This is a genomic window from Uliginosibacterium sp. 31-12, from assembly GCF_030548425.1.
GTDB lineage: Bacteria > Pseudomonadota > Gammaproteobacteria > Burkholderiales > Rhodocyclaceae > Uliginosibacterium > Uliginosibacterium aquaticum.
On record NZ_JAUOOA010000001.1, the window covers coordinates 459,414 to 481,386 of the forward strand.

Annotated in this window: 22 protein-coding genes, 1 tRNA gene and 1 pseudogene; 6 read left to right on the top strand and 18 right to left on the bottom strand. The window is 61.9% G+C overall.

The genetic code is table 11. From position 1 onward, the window contains the following. The first annotated feature begins 52 nt into the window (after positions 1-52). Together Q3Y64_RS02100 and Q3Y64_RS02105 are read left to right on the top strand one after the other, a co-directional pair. The gene (locus tag Q3Y64_RS02100; protein ID WP_101942795.1) at positions 53-2,014 is read left to right on the top strand and encodes an ATP-dependent DNA helicase; all 1,962 of its coding nucleotides are present in this window, start codon (positions 53-55) and stop codon (positions 2,012-2,014) included. A gap of 121 nt (positions 2,015-2,135) precedes the next feature. Continuing rightward, positions 2,136-2,687 carry a hypothetical protein gene (locus Q3Y64_RS02105; protein WP_101942623.1) on the top strand — a complete coding sequence of 184 codons (552 nt, stop codon included), beginning with the start codon at positions 2,136-2,138 and terminating at the stop codon, positions 2,685-2,687. A gap of 1 nt (position 2,688) precedes the next feature. On the opposite strand, the gene Q3Y64_RS02110 is transcribed toward Q3Y64_RS02105, so the two are convergent. Both Q3Y64_RS02110 and msrP read right to left on the bottom strand, forming a co-directional pair. After that, the gene (locus tag Q3Y64_RS02110) at positions 2,689-3,372 is read right to left on the bottom strand and encodes a sulfite oxidase heme-binding subunit YedZ (protein WP_303559830.1); all 684 of its coding nucleotides are present in this window, start codon (positions 3,370-3,372) and stop codon (positions 2,689-2,691) included. Beyond that, positions 3,372-4,316: a protein-methionine-sulfoxide reductase catalytic subunit MsrP gene (msrP, locus tag Q3Y64_RS02115; protein ID WP_101942625.1), complete on the bottom strand. Its 945-nt coding sequence runs from the start codon at positions 4,314-4,316 to the stop codon at positions 3,372-3,374. Before msrP ends, Q3Y64_RS02110 begins: the two co-directional genes overlap by 1 nt. Positions 4,317-4,507: 191 nt before the next feature. On the opposite strand from msrP, the gene Q3Y64_RS02120 reads away from it, so the two are divergent. Beyond that, positions 4,508-4,598, top strand: a tRNA-Ser gene (locus Q3Y64_RS02120). Between the two features lie 361 nt (positions 4,599-4,959). On the opposite strand, the gene Q3Y64_RS02125 is transcribed toward Q3Y64_RS02120, so the two are convergent. The 4 genes from Q3Y64_RS02125 to Q3Y64_RS02140 form a co-directional block, all read right to left on the bottom strand. Then, positions 4,960-5,721, bottom strand: a complete 762-nt coding sequence (locus tag Q3Y64_RS02125; protein ID WP_303559833.1) for a TerC family protein — start codon at positions 5,719-5,721, stop codon at positions 4,960-4,962. A gap of 75 nt (positions 5,722-5,796) precedes the next feature. Next, positions 5,797-7,176: a DUF1501 domain-containing protein gene (locus Q3Y64_RS02130; RefSeq protein WP_101942627.1), complete on the bottom strand. Its 1,380-nt coding sequence runs from the start codon at positions 7,174-7,176 to the stop codon at positions 5,797-5,799. 10 nt (positions 7,177-7,186) lie between these two features. After that, positions 7,187-8,914, bottom strand: a complete 1,728-nt coding sequence (locus Q3Y64_RS02135; protein ID WP_303559836.1) for a DUF1800 family protein — start codon at positions 8,912-8,914, stop codon at positions 7,187-7,189. A gap of 136 nt (positions 8,915-9,050) precedes the next feature. Further along, complete coding sequence (locus Q3Y64_RS02140) at positions 9,051-9,356, bottom strand: hypothetical protein (protein ID WP_101942629.1); 306 nt, start codon at positions 9,354-9,356, stop codon at positions 9,051-9,053. A 117-nt stretch (positions 9,357-9,473) separates the two neighbouring features. On the opposite strand from Q3Y64_RS02140, the gene Q3Y64_RS02145 reads away from it, so the two are divergent. Further along, positions 9,474-9,638 carry a DUF5668 domain-containing protein gene (locus tag Q3Y64_RS02145; protein ID WP_303559838.1) on the top strand — a complete coding sequence of 55 codons (165 nt, stop codon included), beginning with the start codon at positions 9,474-9,476 and terminating at the stop codon, positions 9,636-9,638. Here Q3Y64_RS02145 and Q3Y64_RS02150 read toward each other — a convergent pair whose 3' ends face one another. Together Q3Y64_RS02150 and Q3Y64_RS02155 are read right to left on the bottom strand one after the other, a co-directional pair. Next, a complete protein-coding gene (locus Q3Y64_RS02150) occupies positions 9,639-11,129 on the bottom strand; it encodes an ATP-binding protein (protein WP_303559840.1) in 1,491 nt (496 codons plus the stop codon). It abuts the gene before it with no gap. After that, a complete protein-coding gene (locus Q3Y64_RS02155) occupies positions 11,129-12,145 on the bottom strand; it encodes an ABC transporter substrate-binding protein (RefSeq protein WP_303559842.1) in 1,017 nt (338 codons plus the stop codon). Before Q3Y64_RS02155 ends, Q3Y64_RS02150 begins: the two co-directional genes overlap by 1 nt. A 157-nt stretch (positions 12,146-12,302) precedes the next feature. Between Q3Y64_RS02155 and Q3Y64_RS02160 the strand changes: the two genes are divergently transcribed. Both Q3Y64_RS02160 and Q3Y64_RS02165 read left to right on the top strand, forming a co-directional pair. Further along, the gene (locus Q3Y64_RS02160) at positions 12,303-13,070 is read left to right on the top strand and encodes a hypothetical protein (RefSeq protein ID WP_158239232.1); all 768 of its coding nucleotides are present in this window, start codon (positions 12,303-12,305) and stop codon (positions 13,068-13,070) included. A gap of 19 nt (positions 13,071-13,089) precedes the next feature. Further along, the gene (locus Q3Y64_RS02165; RefSeq protein ID WP_303559844.1) at positions 13,090-13,587 is read left to right on the top strand and encodes a hypothetical protein; all 498 of its coding nucleotides are present in this window, start codon (positions 13,090-13,092) and stop codon (positions 13,585-13,587) included. Between the two features lie 3 nt (positions 13,588-13,590). Here the strand turns inward: Q3Y64_RS02165 and Q3Y64_RS02170 are convergent, their stop codons facing one another. From Q3Y64_RS02170 to rsxA, 10 genes and pseudogenes are all read right to left on the bottom strand, one after another. After that, positions 13,591-14,202, bottom strand: coding sequence for an HAD family hydrolase (locus Q3Y64_RS02170; RefSeq protein ID WP_101942634.1), 612 nt, complete (start codon positions 14,200-14,202; stop codon positions 13,591-13,593). Beyond that, entirely contained in the window at positions 14,199-14,630 is a 432-nt protein-coding gene (locus tag Q3Y64_RS02175) for a DUF1841 family protein (protein WP_101942635.1), read from the bottom strand. Before Q3Y64_RS02175 ends, Q3Y64_RS02170 begins: the two co-directional genes overlap by 4 nt. Positions 14,631-14,635: 5 nt before the next feature. After that, entirely contained in the window at positions 14,636-15,277 is a 642-nt protein-coding gene (nth, locus tag Q3Y64_RS02180) for an endonuclease III (protein WP_101942796.1), read from the bottom strand. Positions 15,278-15,297: 20 nt separating this feature from the next. Next, positions 15,298-15,978 (bottom strand): electron transport complex subunit RsxE, encoded by a 681-nt coding sequence (gene rsxE, locus Q3Y64_RS02185; RefSeq protein ID WP_101942636.1) that lies wholly within the window; start codon positions 15,976-15,978, stop codon positions 15,298-15,300. Further along, entirely contained in the window at positions 15,975-16,625 is a 651-nt protein-coding gene (locus Q3Y64_RS02190) for an RnfABCDGE type electron transport complex subunit G (protein WP_101942637.1), read from the bottom strand. The genes rsxE and Q3Y64_RS02190 overlap by 4 nt, the downstream gene beginning before the upstream one ends. Positions 16,626-16,632: 7 nt before the next feature. Then, positions 16,633-17,646, bottom strand: a complete 1,014-nt coding sequence (locus tag Q3Y64_RS02195) for an RnfABCDGE type electron transport complex subunit D (RefSeq protein ID WP_101942638.1) — start codon at positions 17,644-17,646, stop codon at positions 16,633-16,635. 14 nt (positions 17,647-17,660) lie between these two features. Then, on the bottom strand, positions 17,661-18,626 hold the full coding sequence (locus Q3Y64_RS02200; protein ID WP_101942639.1) for a Gfo/Idh/MocA family protein: 966 nt from the start codon (positions 18,624-18,626) through the stop codon (positions 17,661-17,663). A gap of 416 nt (positions 18,627-19,042) precedes the next feature. Then, a pseudogene (rsxC, locus tag Q3Y64_RS02205) lies at positions 19,043-20,764 on the bottom strand (electron transport complex subunit RsxC); the annotation flags it as partial. Continuing rightward, entirely contained in the window at positions 20,761-21,324 is a 564-nt protein-coding gene (rsxB, locus tag Q3Y64_RS02210; protein WP_303559851.1) for an electron transport complex subunit RsxB, read from the bottom strand. The pseudogene rsxC and the gene rsxB, both read right to left, overlap by 4 nt. Then, the gene (rsxA, locus tag Q3Y64_RS02215; protein ID WP_101942642.1) at positions 21,324-21,905 is read right to left on the bottom strand and encodes an electron transport complex subunit RsxA; all 582 of its coding nucleotides are present in this window, start codon (positions 21,903-21,905) and stop codon (positions 21,324-21,326) included. The genes rsxB and rsxA overlap by 1 nt, the downstream gene beginning before the upstream one ends. Positions 21,906-21,973 lie beyond the last annotated feature (68 nt).

Here is a 21,973-nt window from a genome sequence, read left to right on the forward strand (position 1 = left end):
GACCCGCCGCATTGAGCGTGCTAACATCGCGCGGCCTTTGGTCTGCCTGCTCATGATCGACATCACCCCCCACTTTGCTGACGACGGCACGCTTGCCCGCGTGATTCCCGGTTTTCGCCCGCGCCCCCAGCAACTGGAGATGGCGGCGGCGATTGCGCGCGCAATCCATGGCAACCGACTGCTGGTGGCCGAGGCGGGTACCGGTACCGGCAAGACCTTCGCCTATCTCGTGCCGGCGCTCCTTTCGGGCGGCAAGGTGATCGTCTCGACTGGTACCAAGACCCTGCAGGACCAGCTCTTTCACCGCGATCTGCCGGCCGTGCGCAAGGCCTTGAAGGTGCCGGTGGGTGTCGCCTTGCTGAAGGGGCGACAGAACTATGCCTGTCACTACCATATCGGGCGGGCCCAGCTCGAAGGCCGTTTCCTCAATCGTGAGGATGCGGTCCACATCCGCACGATTGCCAAATGGCTGATGCACACCCAGACCGGCGACAAGGCGGAGTGCACCGGTGTGCCCGAGGATTCCACGGTATGGATGGCGGCAACCTCGACGCGCGAGAATTGCCTCGGCCAGGAATGCCCCAATGCCAAGGAATGCTTCGTGATGGCGGCGCGCCGTGCGGCGCAGGAGGCTGACGTGGTGGTGGTGAATCACCATCTTTTTTTCGCCGACGTGATGCTGCGCGACGAAGGCATGGGCGAGCTGTTGCCGGCCTGCAATACGGTGATTTTCGACGAAGCGCATCAGTTGCCGGAAACTGCCTCGATGTTCTTTGGCGACTCGGCTTCCACCGGCCAGATGCTCGATCTGGCGCGCGATACCCGGGTCGAGGCGGTCGCGGGGGCACGCGATTTCCTGCCCTTGCAGGATGCCACCCGGTCGCTGGAGAAAGCCGCTCGCGATCTGCGTCTGGCGATTCCCGGCGAGAACGCCCGGCTTTCCTTCGAGCAGGTCGGCGACAAGGCGGACTTCCTGGCCGCGCTGGACGCGGTCGAGCATGAGCTGGAAGCCTTTGTCGGTTTGGCCGAATCGCAGGCCGAGCGCTCCGAGGGACTAGAGAAATGCTGGCAGCGCGCCACCGATCTGCACGCCCGGCTCACCAACTGGCGCCGCCTGAATCAGCCGGACACGATCCGCTGGGTCGAGGTGTTTAGCCAGTCGGCCTCGCTGAATACCACCCCGCTGCGGGTGGCCGAGATTTTCCGCAAGCAGATCGAGGGCAATGCCAAGAGCTGGATCTTTGCCTCCGCAACGCTCGCTGTCGGGCAGAGCTTCGGCCACTACTGTGGCGAACTGGGCCTCGATGTGCTGGATCCGCCGCCCGATACCGGCATGTGGGGCAGCCCCTTCGAATATCAGGATCAGGCTTTGCTGTACGCACCAGCGAATATGCCCGATCCGAACAGTCCGCTGTATCTGGATGCAGTCATCGAAGCCGCTGTGCCGGTGATCCGCGCAGCCCAGGGACGCACTTTTGTGCTGTGCACGTCGCTGCGGGCCATGAAGCACATCCACGAGGGGCTGGAGTCGCGCTTTCATCGCCAGGCGTTGGATTTCCCCCTGTTGATCCAGGGCCAGGCCTCGCGCAGCGAGTTGCTGGAGCGCTTCCGTCAGCTCGGCAATGCAGTGCTGGTAGCCAGCCAGAGCTTCTGGGAAGGCGTGGATGTGCCGGGCGATGCGCTGTCTGTCGTGATCATCGACAAGCTGCCCTTTGCGCCGCCGGATGACCCGGTGCTGAAAGCCCGCGTCGACTGGATCGAGAAGCAGGGCAAGAACCCGTTCATGGAATACCAGCTGCCGCGCGCGGTGATCAGCATGAAACAGGGGGCAGGGCGGCTGATACGCTCCGAGCGTGATCGTGGTGTGCTGATGGTTTGCGACCCGCGCATGATCAGCAAGCCCTATGGCAAGCGGGTCTGGCAAAGCCTGCCGGCGATGCGCCGCACACGCATCGAGGAGGAAGTGGTGGCTTTCCTCGAAGCCTTGCCGCCGCCTGCCAGCTTGGTAGATTGACAAAAAATTGCAGCTTCGCGTGCTGACAGCTGTCATAGATACAAAGTAATATTTCCCCGCGCGCCTGTAGGAGAAGAACCTACAGCTAATATTCGCCGCTGGAAGCGGTTTCGGGGAACAGATGGACAGGCTGGTTTTTGCCAAGACGAGTGCCGGGCTGGATGAAATCCAGCAGCGCCAGATGCGCCTGCATCCGCGCGTGCGCTCGCTCCTGATTCTTGTGGATGGCAAGCAGCCGGTGTCTGAACTGCGTGGCAAGTTTGCCGTTGATCCCGTGATCCTGCAGGAGCATCTGGAACTGCTGCAGGAAGCCGGCCTGATCCATCCGGTGTTCGAGAGTGTGGAACCCACACCGCATACCGGCCCCGCCTCCAATCTGCCGGAAGTCGTGGAGCTGCCCGCGCAAGGCGAAGCTTCATGGATGTCGGAAATGCAGAGCCCGCTGCCCTCTGACGAGAGTTCCCGCCTGATGGCGCTCTACCGCATCTATACCGAGACCATCAGTGCCAGTTTCGCTGCCAAGTCCGCTCCTTATCTGAAGGAGCTGGACAAGGCTGCGCGCATTGGCGATTACATCGCCCTTGGGAACAAGATCATCACGGCGCTGAACAAGTCCGCGCGTGTCAATCTGGCGGTCGAGTTCAAGCGCAAGGTCAAGCCGCTGCTCAGATAGCTCAGCGCGGAATGATCGGAATGATCTTGCGCGCTTTCACTTTCTGCTGTGGCCGCCCGGCGGCGAGCTGACGCCGGCGCTCTTCCTCACGCATCCAGGCACGGTAGCCTAGCAGTGTCGCCAGAATCAGGGTGTAGATCAGCGGTTCGGTAATATCCCGCTTCACCAGCCACCAGTAGTGCAGCACAGCGAGGATGCCGATGGCGTATACCGAGCGATGCAGTGTCTGCCATCGTCGCCCGCCTAGCAAGCGGATGGCGGTGTTGAAGGAGGTCGCGGCGAGCGGAATCAGCAGTACGAAAGCGGCAAAGCCCACCGTGATGAAGGGGCGCTTCACGATGTCGCGTGCGATGCCTTCCCAGTCAAAAAACTGGTCCAGCCAGATGTAGGTGATGAAGTGTTGCAGGCCATAGAAAAAGGCATACAGCCCCAGCATGCGGCGGGTGCGCAGCAGCCAGTTCATGCCGCTCAGCTTGCGCAGCGGCGTGATGGCAAGTGAAGCCAGCAGGAAACGCAGGGTCCACTCGCCGGTGCCACGTGTAATCGCCTCCACTGGGTTGGCACCCAGCTCATCATTGAAAAAGCCCCAGCTCATGTGTGCCAGAGGCAGCAGGCAGGCAAGGAAGAGTACGCATTTGAAGGCCGCGATCGCGCCGCGCCCAGGGTTCTTGATCCAGTCTCGCATCAGTAGTTCTTCTTCAGGTCCATGCCGGTGTAAAGCTGGCCCACCTCGTCGGCATAGCCGTTGAAAAGCAGGGTCTTGCGCTTGGTGATTTCACCGATGCGGCGCTCGGTATCCTGCTTCCAGCGTGGATGATGCACGGCTGGATTGACGTTCGAATAGAAACCGTATTCATTGGCGGCAGCCTTGTTCCAGGCCGTGCCCGGCATCTTCTCGACCAGCCTGATCTTTACGATGGATTTTGCGCCCTTGAAACCATACTTCCAGGGCACCACCAGGCGGATCGGGGCGCCATTCTGAGGCAGCAACTCCTCGCCGTAGAGGCCGACCGCCATCAGCGTGAGCGGGTGCATGGCCTCATCGAGACGCAGACCTTCGGTATAAGGCCAGTCCAGCACTGGTTGCCAGGTGCCGAGCATGATCCGCTTGTCGTAGTGAGTCACGAACTCCACGAATTTCGCACTGCCCTGCGGTTCGACCAGCTTGAGCAAACTCGCCAGTGGGAAGCCTACCCAGGGAATGACCATTGACCAGCCCTCGACGCAGCGCATGCGATAGATGCGTTCCTCAAGTGGTGCAAGCTTGAGCAGATCTTCGATGGCAAAGCTGCGTGGCTTGTTGCACAGGCCTTCCACTACAACGGTCCACGGCCGTGTCTTCATCACGCCGGCATTTTCCGCAGGTTCATCCTTGTCCAGTCCGAACTCGTAGAAGTTGTTGTAGCTCGTGATGTCCTTCAGGCGCGTCGGTTTGTCATCAATCTTCTGGCGATTGGGCTGCACATTGGCAAGTGCTGCAGCTTCGGCCGCCCCCCAGGGCAACGCCAGCCCTGTCGCAGCGGCCAGAACTGCACGACTGCTGCTGCGCATGAACTCGCGGCGGGCCTGGTAGAGCTCGGCTGGGGTGATTTCGGAGGGGGGGATGTTGTCGGGGCGTCGGATCAGCATGGGGTCCATCCTTTCAGGGCAGTGGGTCTGCCGGGCTCTCTGGTGTCGGGATCTATCCGTAGTAGACCGCCTTGGGCGCAAAAGCTTACGGGAAAAAGCACAAATTCCTTGGCGAGCGCTTGGCGCGTGGAAAGTTTTTACTCTGGCATTGCCCGAAGGTGCCAAGTCTGGCTATAATCTCGCCTCTTCGCGGAGAGGTGGATGAGTGGTTTAAGTCGCACGCCTGGAAAGCGTGTGTAGGGTAATACTCTACCGCGGGTTCGAATCCCGCCCTCTCCGCCACGAAGACCTGTTAAGGCCCTGAAAATTCAGGGCCTTTTGTTTTTCTGGTTTGCTTGTACTGCATGGAATGCATACCTCTCGCTTGAGGCAAGCGTACCTACGGTTCGCGCCAAGCCCCCTTTCTTCGCATGAGCATGCGTTGCTCGGAATGCCTCCCTGATCAACTTCTGGAAGTCGCTGCGTCGCCAGGCCACCGAGCAGGGGCCGCTTAAGGCCTCGGTCAAGCGTTGTTGGGAGCATCTGTGAAATACACCGAACACGAAAAACTGCTCATCCTTTGGGCTGTGCTTTTTTAAGCTTCTGTCCTGTGTTTGATCAATCAGCACTGGCTGATTGATCGGTTCGGGAGTCGCGTCAATCTTCAGGCGTCGATCTGCCCGGGCATTTCCTTGTGCAGCATGAGCTTTTGCTCGCCCCGTTTGCGTAGGCGGATGTTGATCAGCTCTACCACGATAGAGAAGGCCATCGCGAAGTAGATGTAGCCCTTCGGCACATGGGTGTCGAAGCCTTCTGCAATCAGGGTGACACCGACCAGCACCAGGAAGGACAAGGCCAGCATCTTGATGGTGGGGTTGGCATCAACGAATTCGCCGATCGGTTTGGCTGCGAACATCATCACGCCAACCGAGATCAGGATTGCGGCGACCATTACGCCGATCTGGTCGACCAGGCCGACGGCGGTGATCACCGAGTCCAGCGAAAACACGATGTCGATGATCGCAATCTGCACTAGCACGGCACCAAAGGCTGCGCGTGCCGCGCTTTCCGTGTGATGGGCTTCTTGTTCCGCCGTGAGCGAGTTGTGAATCTCATGCACGCTCTTCCACAGCAGGAACAGGCCGCCGCCGATCAGGATGATGTCGCGCCCGGAAATCTCCTGGGCCAGCACGGTGAATAGCGGGGCGGTGAGCTTCATGATCCAGGCCAGCGACAGCAGCAGGGCGATGCGACTCAGCATGGCCAGCGACAGGCCCAACCGGCGCGCCAGGTTGCGCCGCGAAGCTTCGACGCGCGAGACCAGGATGGAGATGAAGATAATGTTGTCGATACCCAGTACGATTTCCAGCGCTGTGAGGGTGGCGAGGGCAATCCAGGCATTCGGGTCGGCAAGCCATTCGAACATGATCGGGATCCGTTATAGAAAAGGTGTGATGAGACCGGCGGAACCGGGGCTGGTTCCTGTGTTGCGTTCATTCGCTCAAGTGTTGCGCATGAAGCCCAGGTTGCTGCTGGCGAAGTTGCCTATGTTGGGCAGGACGACCGGCAAATCCGCTTCTGCCACCCCCATCCAGCGTGCCAGCGTGGCGGCGTACTGGTCTACTGCCGTAGTGGGTAGCAGGCGGCCATTGCCGACGTCCGTTGTCGTGTTCAGGGCGACCTCCGGGAACTGGCCATAGAGCTGCCCGCCCTTTACGGCGCCGCCGACGATGAAGTGGTGGCTGCCCCAGCCATGATCGGAGCCGTCGCCGTTGGAGAGCAATGCGCGGCCGAAGTCCGAGGCCGTGAACAGGGTGACCTTGTCCGCTACGCCGAGTTCTTCCATTGCCTCCTGGAAGTACGCGACCGATTGCGCCACGCTGCGCAGCAACTCGCCTTGCTTGGCGAGCTGGTTGTCGTGGGTATCGAATCCGTTCAGCGAGACGAAGAAAATCTGGCGCCGCTGTCGGATGCTTTCATCATCGCGCACGCCGATCATGCGCGCTACGATGCGCAGCTGCTGGGCGAGCTTGTCCTGCGCGAGCTCAGGCGGCAGATCAATGCGCGGGTCGTTCTCGGGCAGTCTGGCCAGTGCCGCAGAGAGCAGGCCGTGGGCTTCGATCGAGCGATTGACGACAGCTGCGTACTCGCTGCCGAAGAGCTCGTCCTGACTGGCCGCGATCTGGGCACGCAAGGCCTCGGCGATCTGGGGTGGATAGCGGTTGCCACTGGTGACGCGGTTGAAGCCGATCGCACCGCCCGGCGTGATCTGATACTGGATGGTCTTGTCGCTAGCGAGGAAAACAGCGTTGCCCGCTGCCGAGATGGCAGTGAAGAGTTGCTTGCCGTTGTGGCTGGCGAGCAGATCGGCAATTCGCCCGCCCCATCCGATCTTCGCGCCTTCGGGCGAGAAGGCCTGCCAGATGGCTTGTTGGTCGTTATGAGAGAAGAGCTTGGGCGGCCGGGCAATGTTCGTGCCCTTGAAACTGGCGGCATCCCTGATCGGCACGATGAGCGGGCCGACGTTGGCGAGCACCGCAGTCTTGCCGCGTTGATAGAGGCGCTGAAGGGGTTCCAGTTCCGGGTGCAGGCCCAGCGGCTGGCTGGCGGCGAGCGGCAGCAATTGCTCGCGCGGCAGGGCCAACACTGTCCGGGCCGTCGCATAGCGTGCATAGCCGGACTCATCCAGCGGTATGACCGTGTTGTGGCCGTCGTTGGCACCGTACATGAAGAGACACACGATGGCCCGGTAATCATCGGGCCGGTTGGCGGCAGCCGCGGCACCGATGCCGGCCAGTTGCAGGCCCAGCGGCCCGGCCGTGCGCAGCAGCGTGAGGGCGCCGGCGCGGCGCAGGAATTCGCGGCGGGAAGCTTGGCTCATGCTTGCATCCTCATCTCTGCACCAGATATTCGGGCGACACCATCACCAGCAGCACGGCCAGCTTCACGCGGTTGCGCTGCGCGTTTTCGAGCGCAGTGACCGGGCTGGCCGGCAGGGGCAGAGCGGCTACGGCCGCGGTGATGCGCTGGCGGGAGGCTTCGGTGAGGCGCTGGCCGGTGAGCAGCAGATCCAGCTGCTCGACGAGGCGGGCGGGCTGCGAGGCCAGCGCCATCTGCGCGCTGTAGTCTGGCTGGATGTCACGGCGCCCGCCCTCGGCGCGACCGGCGCCTGCGTCGATCGTGGTCTGGATGAAATTGGCATAGCCGGCCACAGCACTTTCGGAGACGATCTGCATCTCCGGCGCTACCATGTTCTTGCGGGCGATTTCGCTGCCCGGCGGCATGAAGCCGGGGCGGTAGAAGTTGAACACACTGGGCGAGCGCAGCGGACTCTGGCCGAGCGAGTTGGCCGGGTTGTCGGTGTTCTGCATGCGGAATTCTCCCGAGGCCGAGGTGGCATGGAAGGCTCGCATCCACTGCGACAGGCGCAGGATCGGCTCGCGCAGCTTGCCGCTGGAGCCTGCTGCGGGGTTGCGGGCCTCTGGATCCAACAGCACGGCGCGGATCACGGCCTGCATGTCACCGCGCACGCCAGCGCCATTGTCATTGAAGGCACGTGCGACGCGTTCGACATAGGCCGGCGAGGGATTGCTGGTCACGAGGCGCTGGATCAGCTGGCGGCCGAAAAAGGGGCCGACGTTGGGGTGATTGAAAAGTCGGTCCAGCGCGATTTTCAGGTCACCCTCCGGGTCGGCGAGCGTCTGCGGCTTGATCGTGACCCCCAGGAAATGCTTTTCACTGGTCGAGTGGAATTTCGGATAGCCCTTCATCGGCAGGATGTCCCAGTGCGGTTCCTTTCCCTGCTGGAAGAAGTGCTGATCCGTCGTGCCGGGGCCGCCGTAGGAGAGGCCGGTGAAAACCCTGGCCAGCCCGGTGATGTCGTCCATGTCATAGGTTTCGATGGGCTGGTTGTTCTCCAGCTTCAAGGAGCCATCCGGGTTCAGCTCCTGCAGGCCGATGGTGAACAGCTGCATGATTTCGCGGGCGAAGTTCTCGTCCGGCACGCGGCCCTTGGCCGGGTCTTCCTTCTGGTTTTTCAGGTGCGAGAGGTAGATGCCCATCATCGGGTGGCGGGCTACTTCTTCGAGCAGGCTGCGAAAGTCGCCGAAGGCATTGCGCCCGAGCATGTCGTAATAGGAGGCGACACCGCGGATCTTCACATCCAGCATGCCTTCAAACGAGATCACGAATATTTCCGAGAGCGCGAAGGCCACGCGCTGGCGCAACTGGTCCGGCGCGGTGGCTGCACGCTTCCAGAAGATCTCGAAAAACAGTTGCTGACGCAGGTTCTGGCCCTTGGCGAGCTGCGCGTGATGAGGCTCCACCTCGGGAAGGAACAGCGTTTGGGGCAGTGCGAACTGCTGCTTGAACCAGTGTGGGTAGTCGCTGCTGCTGAGGGCGTCGATCTCCGCCAGGCTAGGGCCGAAGCTGGCTTGCTGCAGGAAGCGCGAAGCGTCCGCCGAAGAGGGCGCGGGGTAACGGGGGCCGGGCGGTGTGGCGGGGCGCTTGATGGCCGCCGGGCTATCCGGATAGGCCCACGGGTCAGAGCGTGGCGAAGTGCTGCCACAGGCGGCCAGCAGACCCAGGAAAAGAGGCAGGCAAGAACGCAGCAGTTTCATGGTCCTGTTCCGAGAGTGTGCATCTGGCCAGGAGTTTAGGGCGAGCAGGGCCTGAACGGGATCAGGGTAAACAAAAAGGGTTCCCCTTGCGAGGAACCCGAAGTGCTGCGTGAGGAGAGGGTTGCTGGCTGACGCCCTAGGAGCGGGCACCAAACATATAGCGATCGGTTTTACTGCCTTTTTCTGGTGCAGGAGATGATTTGCTTGCGGGTGCTGAAGTGGTGGTGCTTTGCAGACTATCAGCTTGGATCCAGCCCAGACGGTTGCGGATTTCGAGCGAGCCTGTGACAAGGTCAATGTCTTCGCAATCCTCAGCAGCATCCAGTACTTGGCAGGCGTAGGCTTGATCAGTGAAAAAACGCTGGGTGTTCACGGCGACACCCTTTTCCTGGCGCAGACGGATCTTGATGCGGGCGAGGAGCTGAATTACTACGGGATCCATGGCGTGTTCACTCAGGGTAGTTAAACGATACTTAGGTTTAGCAATACGCGTGCCGGACTTGCTGCGAGGTGCTGCTGCTGGCACAGTGCAGCGGAACTATTTCACGGAGTCCCGGATATGTCGCGTTTCGGTTCGATCGCCCTGATCGTGGTGGGCTGTCTCTTTCTGCTGAGCAATCTCGGCTTGTTCCGCTTTAGCCAGGTGGCTCAGGTACTACACACGTGGTGGCCGTTGATTCTGATTGCTGTGGGAGTGCTAGGCCTGCTCGGCAAAAAAGGGTGATCAGGGGGCGGAGGGGGCGTCAGGCGCCGGATGGATGGCTGGCTGCAGACGGGCAGTGAACCAGAAGGTGGCACCGTTTTTGAGCGAGCTATCCACGCCCACTTCGCCGCCCATGGCTTCGGCCAACTGCTTGACGATCGAGAGCCCAAGGCCGGTGCCCGAGCGGCGCTGACCATCGGCGTTGGCGACCTGCACGAAGGGCTCGAAGAGCAGGTGAAGCTTGCTCTTGTCGATGCCGACCCCCGTGTCGGTGACCGAAAAAGAAATCCGGTTGTGGAGCGGGGTGATGTCTAGATGCACGCTGCCCTGATCGGTGTACTTGATTGCGTTGCTGATCAAGTTGGTGAGCATCTGCATCAGGCGCGGCGCATCACCGTTGAGATGCCGGGGCAGCTCCGGCGAGATCGCGAAGCTGAGCTCAAGCTTCTTGCTGCTGGCAAAGTCCTCCTGCAAGGCAATGGTGTCTTCGATCAGTTGCTGCAGATTGAAATCAGCATGCATCAGTTCCAGCTTGCCAGAGTCGATCTTGGCGAAGGCGAGGATGTCATTGATGATGCCCAGCAGCCATTGCCCGGCCTTATGCACATTGAGTGAGTAACGCTGCTGTTTCTCGGTTAGCGTAGTGCTGCGCAGCAACTCGTTCATAGACAAGATGGCGTGCATCGGAGTGCGCAGATCATGGCTCATGGCGGCGAGGAAGTCGGACTTCATGCGATTGGCCTTGTCCGAGTTGTCGCGCGCTTCGATGAGTTCGCGCTCGCGCTCCTCGATATTGTCCAGCAACTGGTTGAAACCATTCACGAGCAGACCGATTTCGTCATCCTGCTGGGGTGGCACGCGTGGCGAATAGTCACCGGGGTTGGCCTGCAGGTGGGCTACGACTTGCATCAGCCGGGAGATCGGGCGGGTGACGAAGTGGCGTAGCATCAGGTAGAGCACCAGCAGTCCGATCACGGCCACACTGCCGCCTGCGCCAAGCCCCAGCAGCAGCATCGAGCGCAGCTTCTGGTCGATATCCGAGAGCGGGAACGCCACGATGACGCTGGCAATCTGTGGGTCATTGCTGCCACGTACAGATTCCAGAACGGCCAGGCTCTGTTCGGCTTCGACCTCGGTGCTGCGGCTGCCTTTCTGTAAGGCTTTGAGCAGCTCCGGTTCGGCCAGCGGCTTGCCGCTCAGTTCCGGGCGGCTGGAAAAAAGCACTGTGCCATCCTGCGCAGCAACCAGCGCGTATGAAACTCCGGGGTAAGCACTGACGGCTTCAGCGCATTGCGCTTCGAATCCGGTGACATCGTGGATGTCCAGACCCAGCGCAGTGACCCGTTCAAGCTGGATAGCCAGGCCGCGCGCCACGGCCTGCGAACGGGACTGCAGCACTTCGGCATGATGATGAAGATAGACTAGGGTGCCGCTCAGCGCGAAGGACGCAGTGACGAAGATGATCACCAGTGCAGCGATGGTGATGATCTTGCTGCGCAGCCCCAGTTTCATTACTTGTCCCAGATGTAGGAAGTCACCACGGTCGATGATAGCAGCTGAGTGGAGGGCGGGATGAGCCCCAGTTGCTTTGCGCGAGCCAGGCTGATAACCGGTACGCCCTTGGTGGTGGGGGCAATCGGCAGACTGGCGGGTTTGCGTTTGTCGACCAGAATGGCACGGGCCAGCTTGCCTGCAGCCATGCCCTGTTCAAAGGCGGATACGGTGACGCCGGCGAGCGTGCCATGAAGCATGCGGTCATCCCAGAAGGATAGATCCGGCAGTTTGCTGTGTTCAGCCAGCCAGCGCTGCAAATGCTGATAGGGTACATCAATGCCTTTGGCATCCTTGAAATTGAAGTTGCCGAGAATCATGTACGCGTCGGCCTTGTTCGGATTTTCCAGCACCAGGCGCTGGAAGTCGGCGTAGGCCACGGGCTGGTCCACGCCGACGAGACTGAACTCCTGGTGTTCGCGGGCGATACTGCGGACACGCCCGATGACTTGTGGCCAATAGGCTGCACTGTCCGAGAGGATCTGGATGCGCCGGATGCCTGGTTTGATGGCCTGAACCAGATGGATGGATTCGAGGATGTGCTCACGTTCGAGCACGCCGGTGATGTTGGTGGCACCTTTGATGCCGTGATCTTCGGCGTTTTTGTTGACGCCACTGAAGACGAAGGGCAGGGACTTGTTCACGTAGTGCGCGGTCACTAGCTGGACGGCGTCGTCATCCGAGGTGTAGACCAGATCAGGTTTCCAGTCGGCAATGATCTTCATCGCGCGCTGGGCGTTGCGCTCCATTTCTTCCTTGCTGCTCTGGCGTTTCGTGTCGAGCTGAAAAACCTGATACTCGGTTTTGACATCGGAACCCAGCCCTGCCTTGAATCCTTCGAGCTGGCCATCGGTCCAGCGATAAGGCGAGTTGAAACTCATGATGTGCAGGATGCGCAGATTGCCGGCCGGGGCAGCCTGGGATACCGGAACCAGGAGTAACAGACTGGCAAGGCTGAGCAACAAGTGTTTGAACACGAAACATCTCCGCAAAGGGCGATTGAAGGTGCGCGGATGATGGGCCGATTCCACGCGGGCGCAAATAGACTCTTCGGGCGGCTCGCCGCCAGGTTTCGCGGGTGGGGATGCTTTGGGGCAAAATGGCGGGCTTTCCCCCAATCCTTCCGGGTGCCTCATGTCCGTTGATTCCAGTTTCGAACTGCCTGCCGATCCTTTTGAAGAACTTGCTGCCCGCGATGTGCAGCTGCAGGCCGCACGCCTTGTCCACGAAGCCTTTGCAGCCGCACTGCGTTTGTCTGCGGGAGGTGGTGAGAGCAAGCAGCTGGAAGAGGCGCTGGCGAAGCTCGCTAGCCATCTGCGCGAGTGGTCACGCATGGCGCCGATGGAAGCTGCACATCTGCGGCTGGCTATGCTGCTGGCGGGGCTCGACCAATGGGGGCTGGCCTACAGCAAGGCGTTTGGCGCCCCTGCGCTGGCGGGTGTGTCGGCTGTGCTGGCCGATCTGCGGGACAGTCTGGCGCCGCAAGAAGAGGCCGCTTGCCAGCGTTTTCTCGATACCCTCTACGAGAAGGAAGAAACCGCGCTGGAGTTCAAGATTGCCTTCCGTCGCGAGTTGCACCTGTCGCTGTGGCATACCTTGATCGCGGCGGAAAACCGCGAGCAAGGCAAGCTTCTGGTGAGCCTGCTGGGGGGCATGCTGCTGGCCTTGACCCGCGCCATGCCGACGCTTGGATGGCGTCTGGTCGCGGATGCTCTGGCTTCGATCCAGATTCGCTGCCTGCAGCACGGCCTCGCGGCCAGCGGCATGGAGCAGGAACTGACCGAGGAACTCTTTGCCGGTTTGCAGGCCGAACTTCCGGAAGGCCCGCGTGAGCTGGTGAATCAGCACTCAGCCGAGGCTGTGCGTGCCTGGCAGGAGGCCCGGCGCGCGACTCAACACTGATCCCTGAGGTGAGCTGACGATGCAGTCTTCAAGAGTCATAACATGCTTACTGCTGCTGACACTGGCGTGCGCTGCGTATCCCGCCTCAGCCGAAGACTATTACGACTGCGCACTGTTCGATGACCGGGTGCTGTGCAAGCTGCTCAACAAGCATCCCGCGGTAAAGGATCTGCCGGTATTCGCGGCGAGCCGGGTGCTGGGCCTCTATCGGGAGCGTGAGGATTACGCCGAGGAAGTGCTGGAAGATAAGGCCGTAGTCTTGAGTGGGGCCGTGACTGCGGTGCAGGTACAGAAGGGGCGCGTAATGGTCGGCATGGGTGAAGCGGGTGAAGAGCAGCTGCAGTTGAAGCTGTTTTCCCACCACCCGCTTGCCAGCGACGGTGGGCGCATCGCCAGCCGCAGTGCCGAGGCGGTCGCAACGCTGCTCAAACCCGGCGTGAACGCGGTGTTCCAGTGTGTGGGTGAGGGGCTTGCTGGGCGCACACCTGTCTTCGTCGATTGCGTCTACTGGGAGTAAGCCTTAAACGGGAAGACTCAGCTCACGCAGATGCTGGCGCAGCAGCCCTGGCTCCGTGAAGTGGATGGCCTGCATGCCGAGCTGGCGGGCGGTGGCAACATTGGCCACGCTGTCGTCGATGAAGACGGCCTGCTCGGGTTTCACGCTATAGCGTTCAAACAGTAGTTTGTATATCGCCGCATCCGGCTTGATCAGGCCTTCATCGCCCGAGACCACGATGCCCTCGAATTCATCGAGGAAATCATAGAGCCGGCGCGCGCGCGGGAAGGTCTCGGCCGAGAAATTGGTCAGGGCCAGCACGCGCAGACCGGCGGTCTTCAGCTCGCGCAAGAGCCGCACCGATTCCTCGAAGGCGGGAGCGACCGACTCTTCCCAGCGGTCGAAATAGGCCTGCAACAGATGGCGATAGTGTGGGAACTGTGCGCCGTGGGATTCGATGCCGACGGCGAAGGGCTGGCCTGCATCGTGAATCGCGTTCCAGCGGTTGAAGTCGACGTCCTGCAGGAAGCGCTCGATCTCGGCCTCATCCTGCAGCAGCTTGCGGAACAGCCAGCGCGGCTCCCAAGGAATCAGCACGTTGCCGAGGTCGAAAACGACGGTGTCGATACGTGTCATTTGCCGGCCCGTCTTTTCACGTTTTCCACATAGGCCATCGCGTCGAGCGGCTTGCCGCTGCGCTGGGCTTCGAACAGGGTCTCGCCGAGCGCTTCGAGCACCTCGTGCAGGGCGGCGTGACGATCGTCAGCGTGGCGGCGCAAGCAGGCGTCATAGGCGCCTCGGATGCCCGGCGGCTGATCGATCGAGAGCTGTTCGTGAATGGCCAGATGCAGCGAGAGGTGCAGGAAGGGATTGACCTGCCCGTCTTCGGGGCTGAAGTCCTTGTCGACCGAGTCCGGGTTTTCGATCAGGGCGTGGTATTCCGGGTGCTGGAAGACGAGCTCGGCGGCGATGTCCTCCATCTGGCTGAGGGTTTCTTTTGCACGGTGCTTGCGCCAGCTTTCGATGAAGAACTGGCGAACCTGGTCGCGGCTGGGATTGAACATGATGTTTAGTCCGGTCGATCTGTCTTGTCGGGGCTCTGGCAGAGGTCGCGCACCGTGCATTGCCCGCATTTCGGGCTGCGCGCGGTGCACACGTAGCGCCCATGCAGGATCAGCCAGTGGTGGGCATCCACCAGATATGGCTTCGGGATGCGCCGCATCAGAGCGTCTTCTACCGCGCGCACATCCTTGCCCGGAGCCAGCCCCATGCGGTTGCAGACCCGGAAAATGTGCGTATCGACCGCCATCACCGGTTCGCGCCACAAGGCGTTGAGCACCACGTTGGCGGTCTTGCGGCCGACGCCGGGCAGGGCTTCGAGGGCTTCGCGCGAGCGCGGTACCTCGCCGGCGTGACGCTCCAGTAACTGGCGGCTGAGTTGGGCGACGTTCTTGGCCTTGTTGCGGTAGAGGCCGATGGTCTTGATGTGCTCGGCAATGCCTGCCTCGCCGAGTGTGGCCATGGCTTCGGGCGTGGGCGCGGCGGGGAACAGGCGGCGGGTGGCGAGATTCACGCCCTTGTCGGTGGCCTGAGCCGAGAGCACCACGGCCACCAGCAGCTGGAAGGGCGTTGCATATTCCAGCTCGGTGACCGGCTGAGGATTGGCGGCTTGCCAGCGGGCAAAGGCCTCGCCAATCTCTGCCTTGTTCATCAGCCGGGGCATGGCAGACCTCAGTGAGCGGCGGGCACGCAGCCTGCACCGGTGCTGGTCTGGGCCGCCTTGTTGCGTGCCTCCAACCAGCTCTTGCCCGCAATCAGGCAGGCCAGGGCGATGAAGGCGCCGGGCGGCAGGATGGCGAACAGGAAGCCAGGATAGTCTGCAGGCAATACCTGAACGGCATGGGCTCCCGGAATGATCATTTCGACGCCGGCGAAGAGCTGCCCGGTGCCGATCAATTCGCGCATGCCGCCGAGCACAGCCAGTACCAGCATCAAACCGACACCCATCGCGGCGCCATCGACAGCCGAAGGCAGGGCCGGGTTCTTGGCAGCATAGGCTTCGACGCGGGCTAGCACGATGCAGTTGGTGGTGATCAGCGGCACAAAGATCCCTAACACCACGTAGAGCTCGTGCAGCCATGCATTCATGGCTAGATCCAGCACGGTGACCAGTGCGGCGATGATCAGGATGAACACCGGGATGCGGATTTCATACGGAATCAGATTACGCAGGGCGGAGACGACGGCGTTGGAGACGGCCATCACGAGAATGGTGGCCAGGGCCAGACTGACGCCATTGACCACGCTGGTCGACACCGCGAGGATCGGGCACAGGCCGAGCAGCTGGGCCAGGCCAGCGTTCTGGCGCCACAGGCCGCTCCAGAAAATGTCACGGTAGTTGTAGCTGTTCATGGCTGGGCTCCTTGCTGGTACAGGTGCGCTTGTTCGCTGCGGGCGAAGGCGGCGACGCGGGCCACTGCGTTGGTGACGGCTCGGGCTGAAATAGTGGCGCCGGTGCGATAGGCGATGTCACCGCCGTCTTTCTTCACTTTCCATGCTTGGCCAGTGAGGGCCTTGAATTGCTCAATCCAGGGAGCCGCCTTGTTTTTGTCCTTCTTCGGGTCGATGTAGTCGCCCAGGCCCGGTGTTTCGTGATGCTCCACCACACGCACGCCGCCGAGGCTGCCATCTTGCATCACGGCCATCACCAGGCGGATCTTGCCCGCGTAACCATCCGGCGCGACGGCTTCCAGTACCAGCGCCACCGGCTGGCCGGCCTTGCGCGCGCGCCACACCGAGGCGCCCTTGGGCAGACCCAACTCGGGTGCGGCAGCGAGCTTCAGTTCATCACGCAGCAGGGCGTTGTCGTAACTCGCGGGTGGCAGCACTTCATTGATCAATTGCAGCTTGGCCTCTTCAGCGCTGGCAGCAATGGTGCTCTGGGTGGCTTCATAGGTGCCGGCCATCAGCGCGGTGAACACGATGGTGAAGGCCAGCATGGTCAGCGCAGTGCGCAGTGACAGCCCGAAAGGCGTAGGTTGGGGAATCACGGGTTCCATCGCAGGCTCAGTTCTTGTGGCCGAAGACCGGTGGCTGGGTCTTCATGTCGATCAGCGGGACGAGGATATTCATCAGTAGGGTGGCGAAGGCCACGCCGTCCGGGTAGGCTCCGAAGACGCGGATCAGATACACCAGCAGTGCGGCCGCAGCCGCGTAGATCAGCTTGCCGCGCGGCGTGGTGCAGGCCGATACCGGGTCGGTGAAGATGAAGAAGGCGCCGAGCATCGAGCCGCCGGCTGCAAGGTGGAACAGCGGCGAGGCGTAGTGTGTGCTGTCTGCCAGCCAGAAAGCACCTGCAATGGCGGACAGCCCGGCAATGAAGGCGACCGGGATATGCCAGGTAATCACGCGCTGCTGAATCAGGAACAGGCCGCCTGCCAGATAGGCCAGGGCGATCCACTCCCAGCCGCGTCCTGCGACCTGGCCGAAGCTGGCCGGATCGGCGCTGACGCTGGCAACACTGGCACCGGCTGCGCGCAGGCCTGTGCGCAAGGCGTCCAGCGGCGTAGCGCTGGTGATCGCGTCCAGCGCCATGGCGGCCCCGTCGGGAAGAACTTGCGCGTGCTCGGCCAGTGCAGCGGCCTGCATGGACAGATCCCCCGGCCATTGGCTCATCAGCGAAGGAAAGGCCACGATCATCACGCAGTAAGCCACCATGGCCGGGTTGAACGTGTTCTGGCCCAGCCCGCCATACAGGTGCTTGGCAACCACGATGGCAAAGGCCGTACCGGTGACGACCAACCACCAGGGGGCGAGCGGCGGGAAGGCCAGCGCGATCAGCCAGGCCGTGACGATGGCCGAAAGATCGGTGAGGTAGAGTGCGAGCGGCTTGCCGCGAAGCTTCAGCATGGCGGCTTCACAGACCAGTGCGGTGGCACTGGCGAGCGCGAGCTGGATCAGGATGGCCGGGCCGAACTGCCACACATAGACGGCTATTGCCGGCACGAGCGCCGCCAGTACCTTGAGCATCACGCGGCTGACGCTGGCGGGCTTGCGGACGTAGGGAGAGTTGTTGAGCATCTGGGGAGGGCGTCCTAGTGGGCCTGCAGGCTGGCGCGGATCAGATCCAGCACTTCCAGGTTGCGGATGGATTCCTTCAGCGGAATCAGCGGCGAGCGCTGCTGCAGAACGGCGGCGGCGAAGTCACGGACTTGTGCGGTGTAACGATCCGTGGCGCTGACCGGGATGCTGCGGCTGCCCTGGGCTGTGACGAGGGTGAGCTCACCAGCCTCGCCAAGGAACGGATCGGGCACCATCAGGCGACCTTTGCTGCCAATGATTTCGGCACCCATCTGGCCAAAGGCATTGAAGCCGCAGTGGAGCGTGGCGAGGAGGCCCGATTCATAGCGCAGCAGCACGGAGGCATTCACGTCCACGCCATTGTCGAACTGAGCTTCAGCGTGCACCCTGACCGGCAGGGCGCCATCGGTAATCAGCCCCAGCAAACTGACCGGATATACGCCGACGTCGTACAGCGCGCCACCGCCCAGTTCGGGCTCCATCTTGATGGTGCCGGGGCGATCGAGCAGGAAGCGGAAGCTCGCATTCACATGGCGGATCTCTCCTAGTACGCCGGAATCGAGCACCGCACGCAACTGGCGCGTGCGATCGGTGTAGCGATACATGATGGCTTCCATCAGCAGGCGTTCATTGCTGACGGCCGCAGCCTGCATTTCACGCGCTTCACGGGCTGAGAGGGCCAGCGGTTTCTCGCACAGTACATGCTTGCCGGCATCCAGTGCGGCAACAACCCATTGGCGGTGCAGGGCGTTGGGGAGCGGAATGTACACCGCATCAACCTGTGGGTCGGCCAGCAATTCGCTGTAGCTCGTGTAGCTGACCAGCTCTGGCACTTGTGCGCATGCTTCTGCCAGCTTGCTTTCATCGCGCGAGGCCAGGGCCTGGATCCGTCCATTGCCGGAGGCGAGGATGGCCGGAATGAGCTGCAGACGGGCAATGCGGGCGTAGCCGAGGATGCCCCAGCGGATCTGGCGATTCATGACTGTTCCTTGTCTGCCGCCTGAGCGGCCTTCTTTGCCTTGGCACGTTCAAGCGCGGCATCGATCAGGGCCTGTTTTTCCTCGGCCGACAATTCCTTCTTCGCCGGCTTGTCGGGCGGAGTCTCGGTGCCCGCTGCCAGCGCCGCTTTCTTTTCCTTCGCACGGGCGATGGCTGCGTCGATCACGGCCTGCGTGTCCGTCGCAGAGGCGGGGTCGGCTACGGCGGCGGCCTCTTTTTTCGCCTTGGCTTTAGCCAGTGCAGCATCAACCAGAGCCTGCTTTTCCTCGGCTGACAATTCCTTCTTGGCAGGCTTGTCGGCAGACATTTCCGTGCCTGCCGTCTGAGCTGCCTTTTTTTCCTTGGCACGGGCAATCGCGGCGTCGATCAGCGCTTGCTTGTCGTCGGCCGCTGCGGGGGGGCTGGTTTCAGCTGCCGCATCCTTCTTTGCCTTGGCGCGGGCCAGGGCTGCGTCGATGAGCGCCTGCTTCTCCTCTGCGGAGAGCTCTTTCTTCGCGGGCTTGTCTGCTGCCGGAGCTGCTTCCCCGTTGGCGGCGGCTTCCTTCTTGGCCTTGGCACGCGCGAGTGCAGCTTCGATCAGGGCTTTCTTCGCGTCGTCCGTTGCCGGGCTGGCAGGAGGAGCTTCATTCGCAGCAGTTGCTGTCTCGGTCGAGACTGTGGCGGCGGCCCGGCTGGCGGCCGTGCGGGCGGCCAGCTTCTCGGCCTTCTCGCGCTTCTCGCGCTCGATGCGTTCATTGCGTGCCTCAAAGCGCACGCGGGCTTCGTCGGCCGCCTCCTTCTTGCGTTCGCGATCCCAGATCTCGGTCTTGGCGAAACGGTAATAGTCGACCAGCGGGATGTGCGAGGGGCAGACGAAGCTACAGCAGCCGCATTCGATGCAGTCGAACAGGTTGTATTCCTGCACCTTGCCGAAATTCTTGGCGCGGGCGTGCCAATACATTTCGAAGGGCTGCAGATCGGTGGGGCAGGCGCGGGCGCATTCGCCACAGCGGATGCAGTTCATCTCGGGCGGCGGCGGCGCGAACAGACGCGGACTGGCCGCGATCACGCAGTTGGTGGCCTTGACGACGGGCACATCGAAGGCAGGCATGCGGAAGCCCATCATCGGGCCGCCCATGATGAAAGCGTCGGTATCCTCTTGCCAGCCGGCCTGGCGCACCAGATGATCCATCGGCGTGCCGAAGAGCACTTCGTAATTGCGCGGCGCGCCGACGTTGCCGGCGACTGTGACGATGCGCGAAATCAGCGGGCGGCCCAGTTCGATGGCTTCGTGAATGGCGTAGGCGGTACCAACGTTGAAACACTGCACGCCGTAATCGGTGGAGCGCTGACCGTGTGGCACTTCAATACCGGTGAGCACGCGAATGAGCTGCTTGGCGCCGCCGGCTGGATAGCGTGTTGGTACGGCGATGGCCTGGATCGAAGCGTCGCCATGCACCTGGCAGGCGGCCTGCATGGCGGCAACGGCTTCGGGTTTGTTGTCCTCGATACCGATCAGCACCTCGGGCGCGCCGAGCAGTTCGCGCATGATCAGGATGCCGGCCAGCACTTTGTCTGCGCGCTCGCGCATCAGGAGATCATCGCAGGTGATGAAGGGCTCGCATTCGGCGCCGTTGATCACCAGGGTCTTCATTGGCGTCTTGCGGCCTGGATTCAATTTCACGTGGCTGGGGAAGACCGCACCACCGAGGCCGACCACCCCTGCATCACGCAGCCAGTCGCGTACTTCATCAGCGCCGAGGCTCTTCCAGCGCAGTGGCTCACACTCCATCCATTCGTCCTTGCCGTCCGGCTCGATGACCACTGACAGCATCGACAGCCCCGAGGTGTGGGCCATCAGGCGAGGTTCAACGGCCACGACGGTGCCGGAGGTGGGGGCATGTACGGCAGCCGAGAAGTTACCGTCGGCCGCGCCGATGCGTTGGCCCTTGAGCACGTGCTCGCCCGCTGCCACCAGCGGCAGCGGTGTGCCGCCGACGCTCTGATGCAGTGGCACCACGAACTGTGCGGGCAGCGGCAACTCGGCCAGCGGCACGATCGGCGCGCGGGTGGATTCGGCCTTGTTTGTAGCGGGCTTTACGCCGCCGTTGAAGCTGAAGAGTTTGCGCAGGGCGGTCATGCGGTACGGCCTTCCTGTTGCTTGAGCGGGAAGACCGGGTAGCGCCACTTCCAGGTGTCTACGGTTTCCTTCACCGGTTCCATCGTGATGCAGTCGACCGGGCAGGGGGCAATGCACAACTCGCAGCCGGTGCACAGCGGCGCGATGATGGTATGCATCTGCTTGGCTGCACCGGAGATCGCGTCCACCGGGCAGGCCTGCAGGCACAAGGTACAGCCGATGCAGGTCTGCTCATCAATGAAGGCAACTGCCTTGGGTTTTTCGGCGCCGTTCTCGGCATTCAGCGGTTTGTATTCGCGTCCCAGAAGGTCGGCGAGCTTGTGGATGCCATCATCGCCGCCTGGAGGGCACTGGTTGATGTCTGCCTCGCCATTGGCGATGGCCGTGGCATAGGGTTTGCAGCCAGGGAAACCGCACTGACCGCATTGGGTCTGCGGCAGGATGGCGTCGATTTTCTCGACCAGCGGGTCGCCTTCGACCTTGAATTTCAGGGCTGCGAAGCCCAGTACGGCGCCGATGAGGATGGCGAGGCCCGCCATCACGAGAAGAGCTGGCAGCATCAGAACTTGTCCAGTCCGGCAAAGCCCATGAAGGCCAGGCTCATCAGCCCGGCGGTGACCAGTGCGATCGGTGTGCCCTTGAAGTGTTGGGGTACATCGGCGCCATCAAGGCGCTCACGCACACCGGCAAACAGGATCAGCGCCAGAGTGAAACCGGCGGCGCTGCCAAAGCCGAAAATCAGGGCTTCCATGAGGTTGTGCTGGTAGTTCACCGACAGTAGCGGGATGCCCAGCACGGCGCAGTTGGTCGTGATCAGCGGCAGGTAGATCCCCAGAACCTGTTGCAGATCAGGGCTGGTCTTCTGGATCACCAACTCGGTGAATTGCACGATGGCGGCAATCATTACGATGAAGGCCAGAGTGCGCAGGTAGCCAACATCGAAGGGCAGCAGCAGGTAATGCTCGATCAGATAGCTGCTGCCGCAGGCCAGCGTGAGTACGAAGGTGGTGGCAGCGCCCATGCCGATCGCGGTTTCCAGCTTCTTGGAAACACCCATGAAGGGGCACAGGCCGAGAATGCGCACGAACACGACGTTGTTGACGAGCACAGCGCCAATGATCAGGAAAAGGTAGTGAGCCATGAATTTTCGCCCGGAGAATGGCCGGGATTATCCGCCTGAGCCAGGTGAATCCAAAGCAGAGGAGTGTT

Coding starts and splice junctions, on each gene's coding strand:
- Q3Y64_RS02100 (WP_101942795.1), top strand. CDS start 53: ATGATCGACATCACCCCCCACTTTGCTGACGACGGCACGCTTGCCCGC.
- Q3Y64_RS02105 (WP_101942623.1), top strand. CDS start 2,136: ATGGACAGGCTGGTTTTTGCCAAGACGAGTGCCGGGCTGGATGAAATC.
- Q3Y64_RS02110 (WP_303559830.1), bottom strand. CDS start 3,372: ATGCGAGACTGGATCAAGAACCCTGGGCGCGGCGCGATCGCGGCCTTC.
- msrP (WP_101942625.1), bottom strand. CDS start 4,316: ATGCTGATCCGACGCCCCGACAACATCCCCCCCTCCGAAATCACCCCA.
- Q3Y64_RS02125 (WP_303559833.1), bottom strand. CDS start 5,721: ATGTTCGAATGGCTTGCCGACCCGAATGCCTGGATTGCCCTCGCCACC.
- Q3Y64_RS02130 (WP_101942627.1), bottom strand. CDS start 7,176: ATGAGCCAAGCTTCCCGCCGCGAATTCCTGCGCCGCGCCGGCGCCCTC.
- Q3Y64_RS02135 (WP_303559836.1), bottom strand. CDS start 8,914: ATGAAACTGCTGCGTTCTTGCCTGCCTCTTTTCCTGGGTCTGCTGGCC.
- Q3Y64_RS02140 (WP_101942629.1), bottom strand. CDS start 9,356: ATGGATCCCGTAGTAATTCAGCTCCTCGCCCGCATCAAGATCCGTCTG.
- Q3Y64_RS02145 (WP_303559838.1), top strand. CDS start 9,474: ATGTCGCGTTTCGGTTCGATCGCCCTGATCGTGGTGGGCTGTCTCTTT.
- Q3Y64_RS02150 (WP_303559840.1), bottom strand. CDS start 11,129: ATGAAACTGGGGCTGCGCAGCAAGATCATCACCATCGCTGCACTGGTG.
- Q3Y64_RS02160 (WP_158239232.1), top strand. CDS start 12,303: ATGTCCGTTGATTCCAGTTTCGAACTGCCTGCCGATCCTTTTGAAGAA.
- Q3Y64_RS02165 (WP_303559844.1), top strand. CDS start 13,090: ATGCAGTCTTCAAGAGTCATAACATGCTTACTGCTGCTGACACTGGCG.
- Q3Y64_RS02170 (WP_101942634.1), bottom strand. CDS start 14,202: ATGACACGTATCGACACCGTCGTTTTCGACCTCGGCAACGTGCTGATT.
- Q3Y64_RS02175 (WP_101942635.1), bottom strand. CDS start 14,630: ATGTTCAATCCCAGCCGCGACCAGGTTCGCCAGTTCTTCATCGAAAGC.
- nth (WP_101942796.1), bottom strand. CDS start 15,277: ATGAACAAGGCAGAGATTGGCGAGGCCTTTGCCCGCTGGCAAGCCGCC.
- rsxE (WP_101942636.1), bottom strand. CDS start 15,978: ATGAACAGCTACAACTACCGTGACATTTTCTGGAGCGGCCTGTGGCGC.
- Q3Y64_RS02190 (WP_101942637.1), bottom strand. CDS start 16,625: ATGGAACCCGTGATTCCCCAACCTACGCCTTTCGGGCTGTCACTGCGC.
- Q3Y64_RS02195 (WP_101942638.1), bottom strand. CDS start 17,646: ATGCTCAACAACTCTCCCTACGTCCGCAAGCCCGCCAGCGTCAGCCGC.
- Q3Y64_RS02200 (WP_101942639.1), bottom strand. CDS start 18,626: ATGAATCGCCAGATCCGCTGGGGCATCCTCGGCTACGCCCGCATTGCC.
- rsxB (WP_303559851.1), bottom strand. CDS start 21,324: ATGCTGCCAGCTCTTCTCGTGATGGCGGGCCTCGCCATCCTCATCGGC.
- rsxA (WP_101942642.1), bottom strand. CDS start 21,905: ATGGCTCACTACCTTTTCCTGATCATTGGCGCTGTGCTCGTCAACAAC.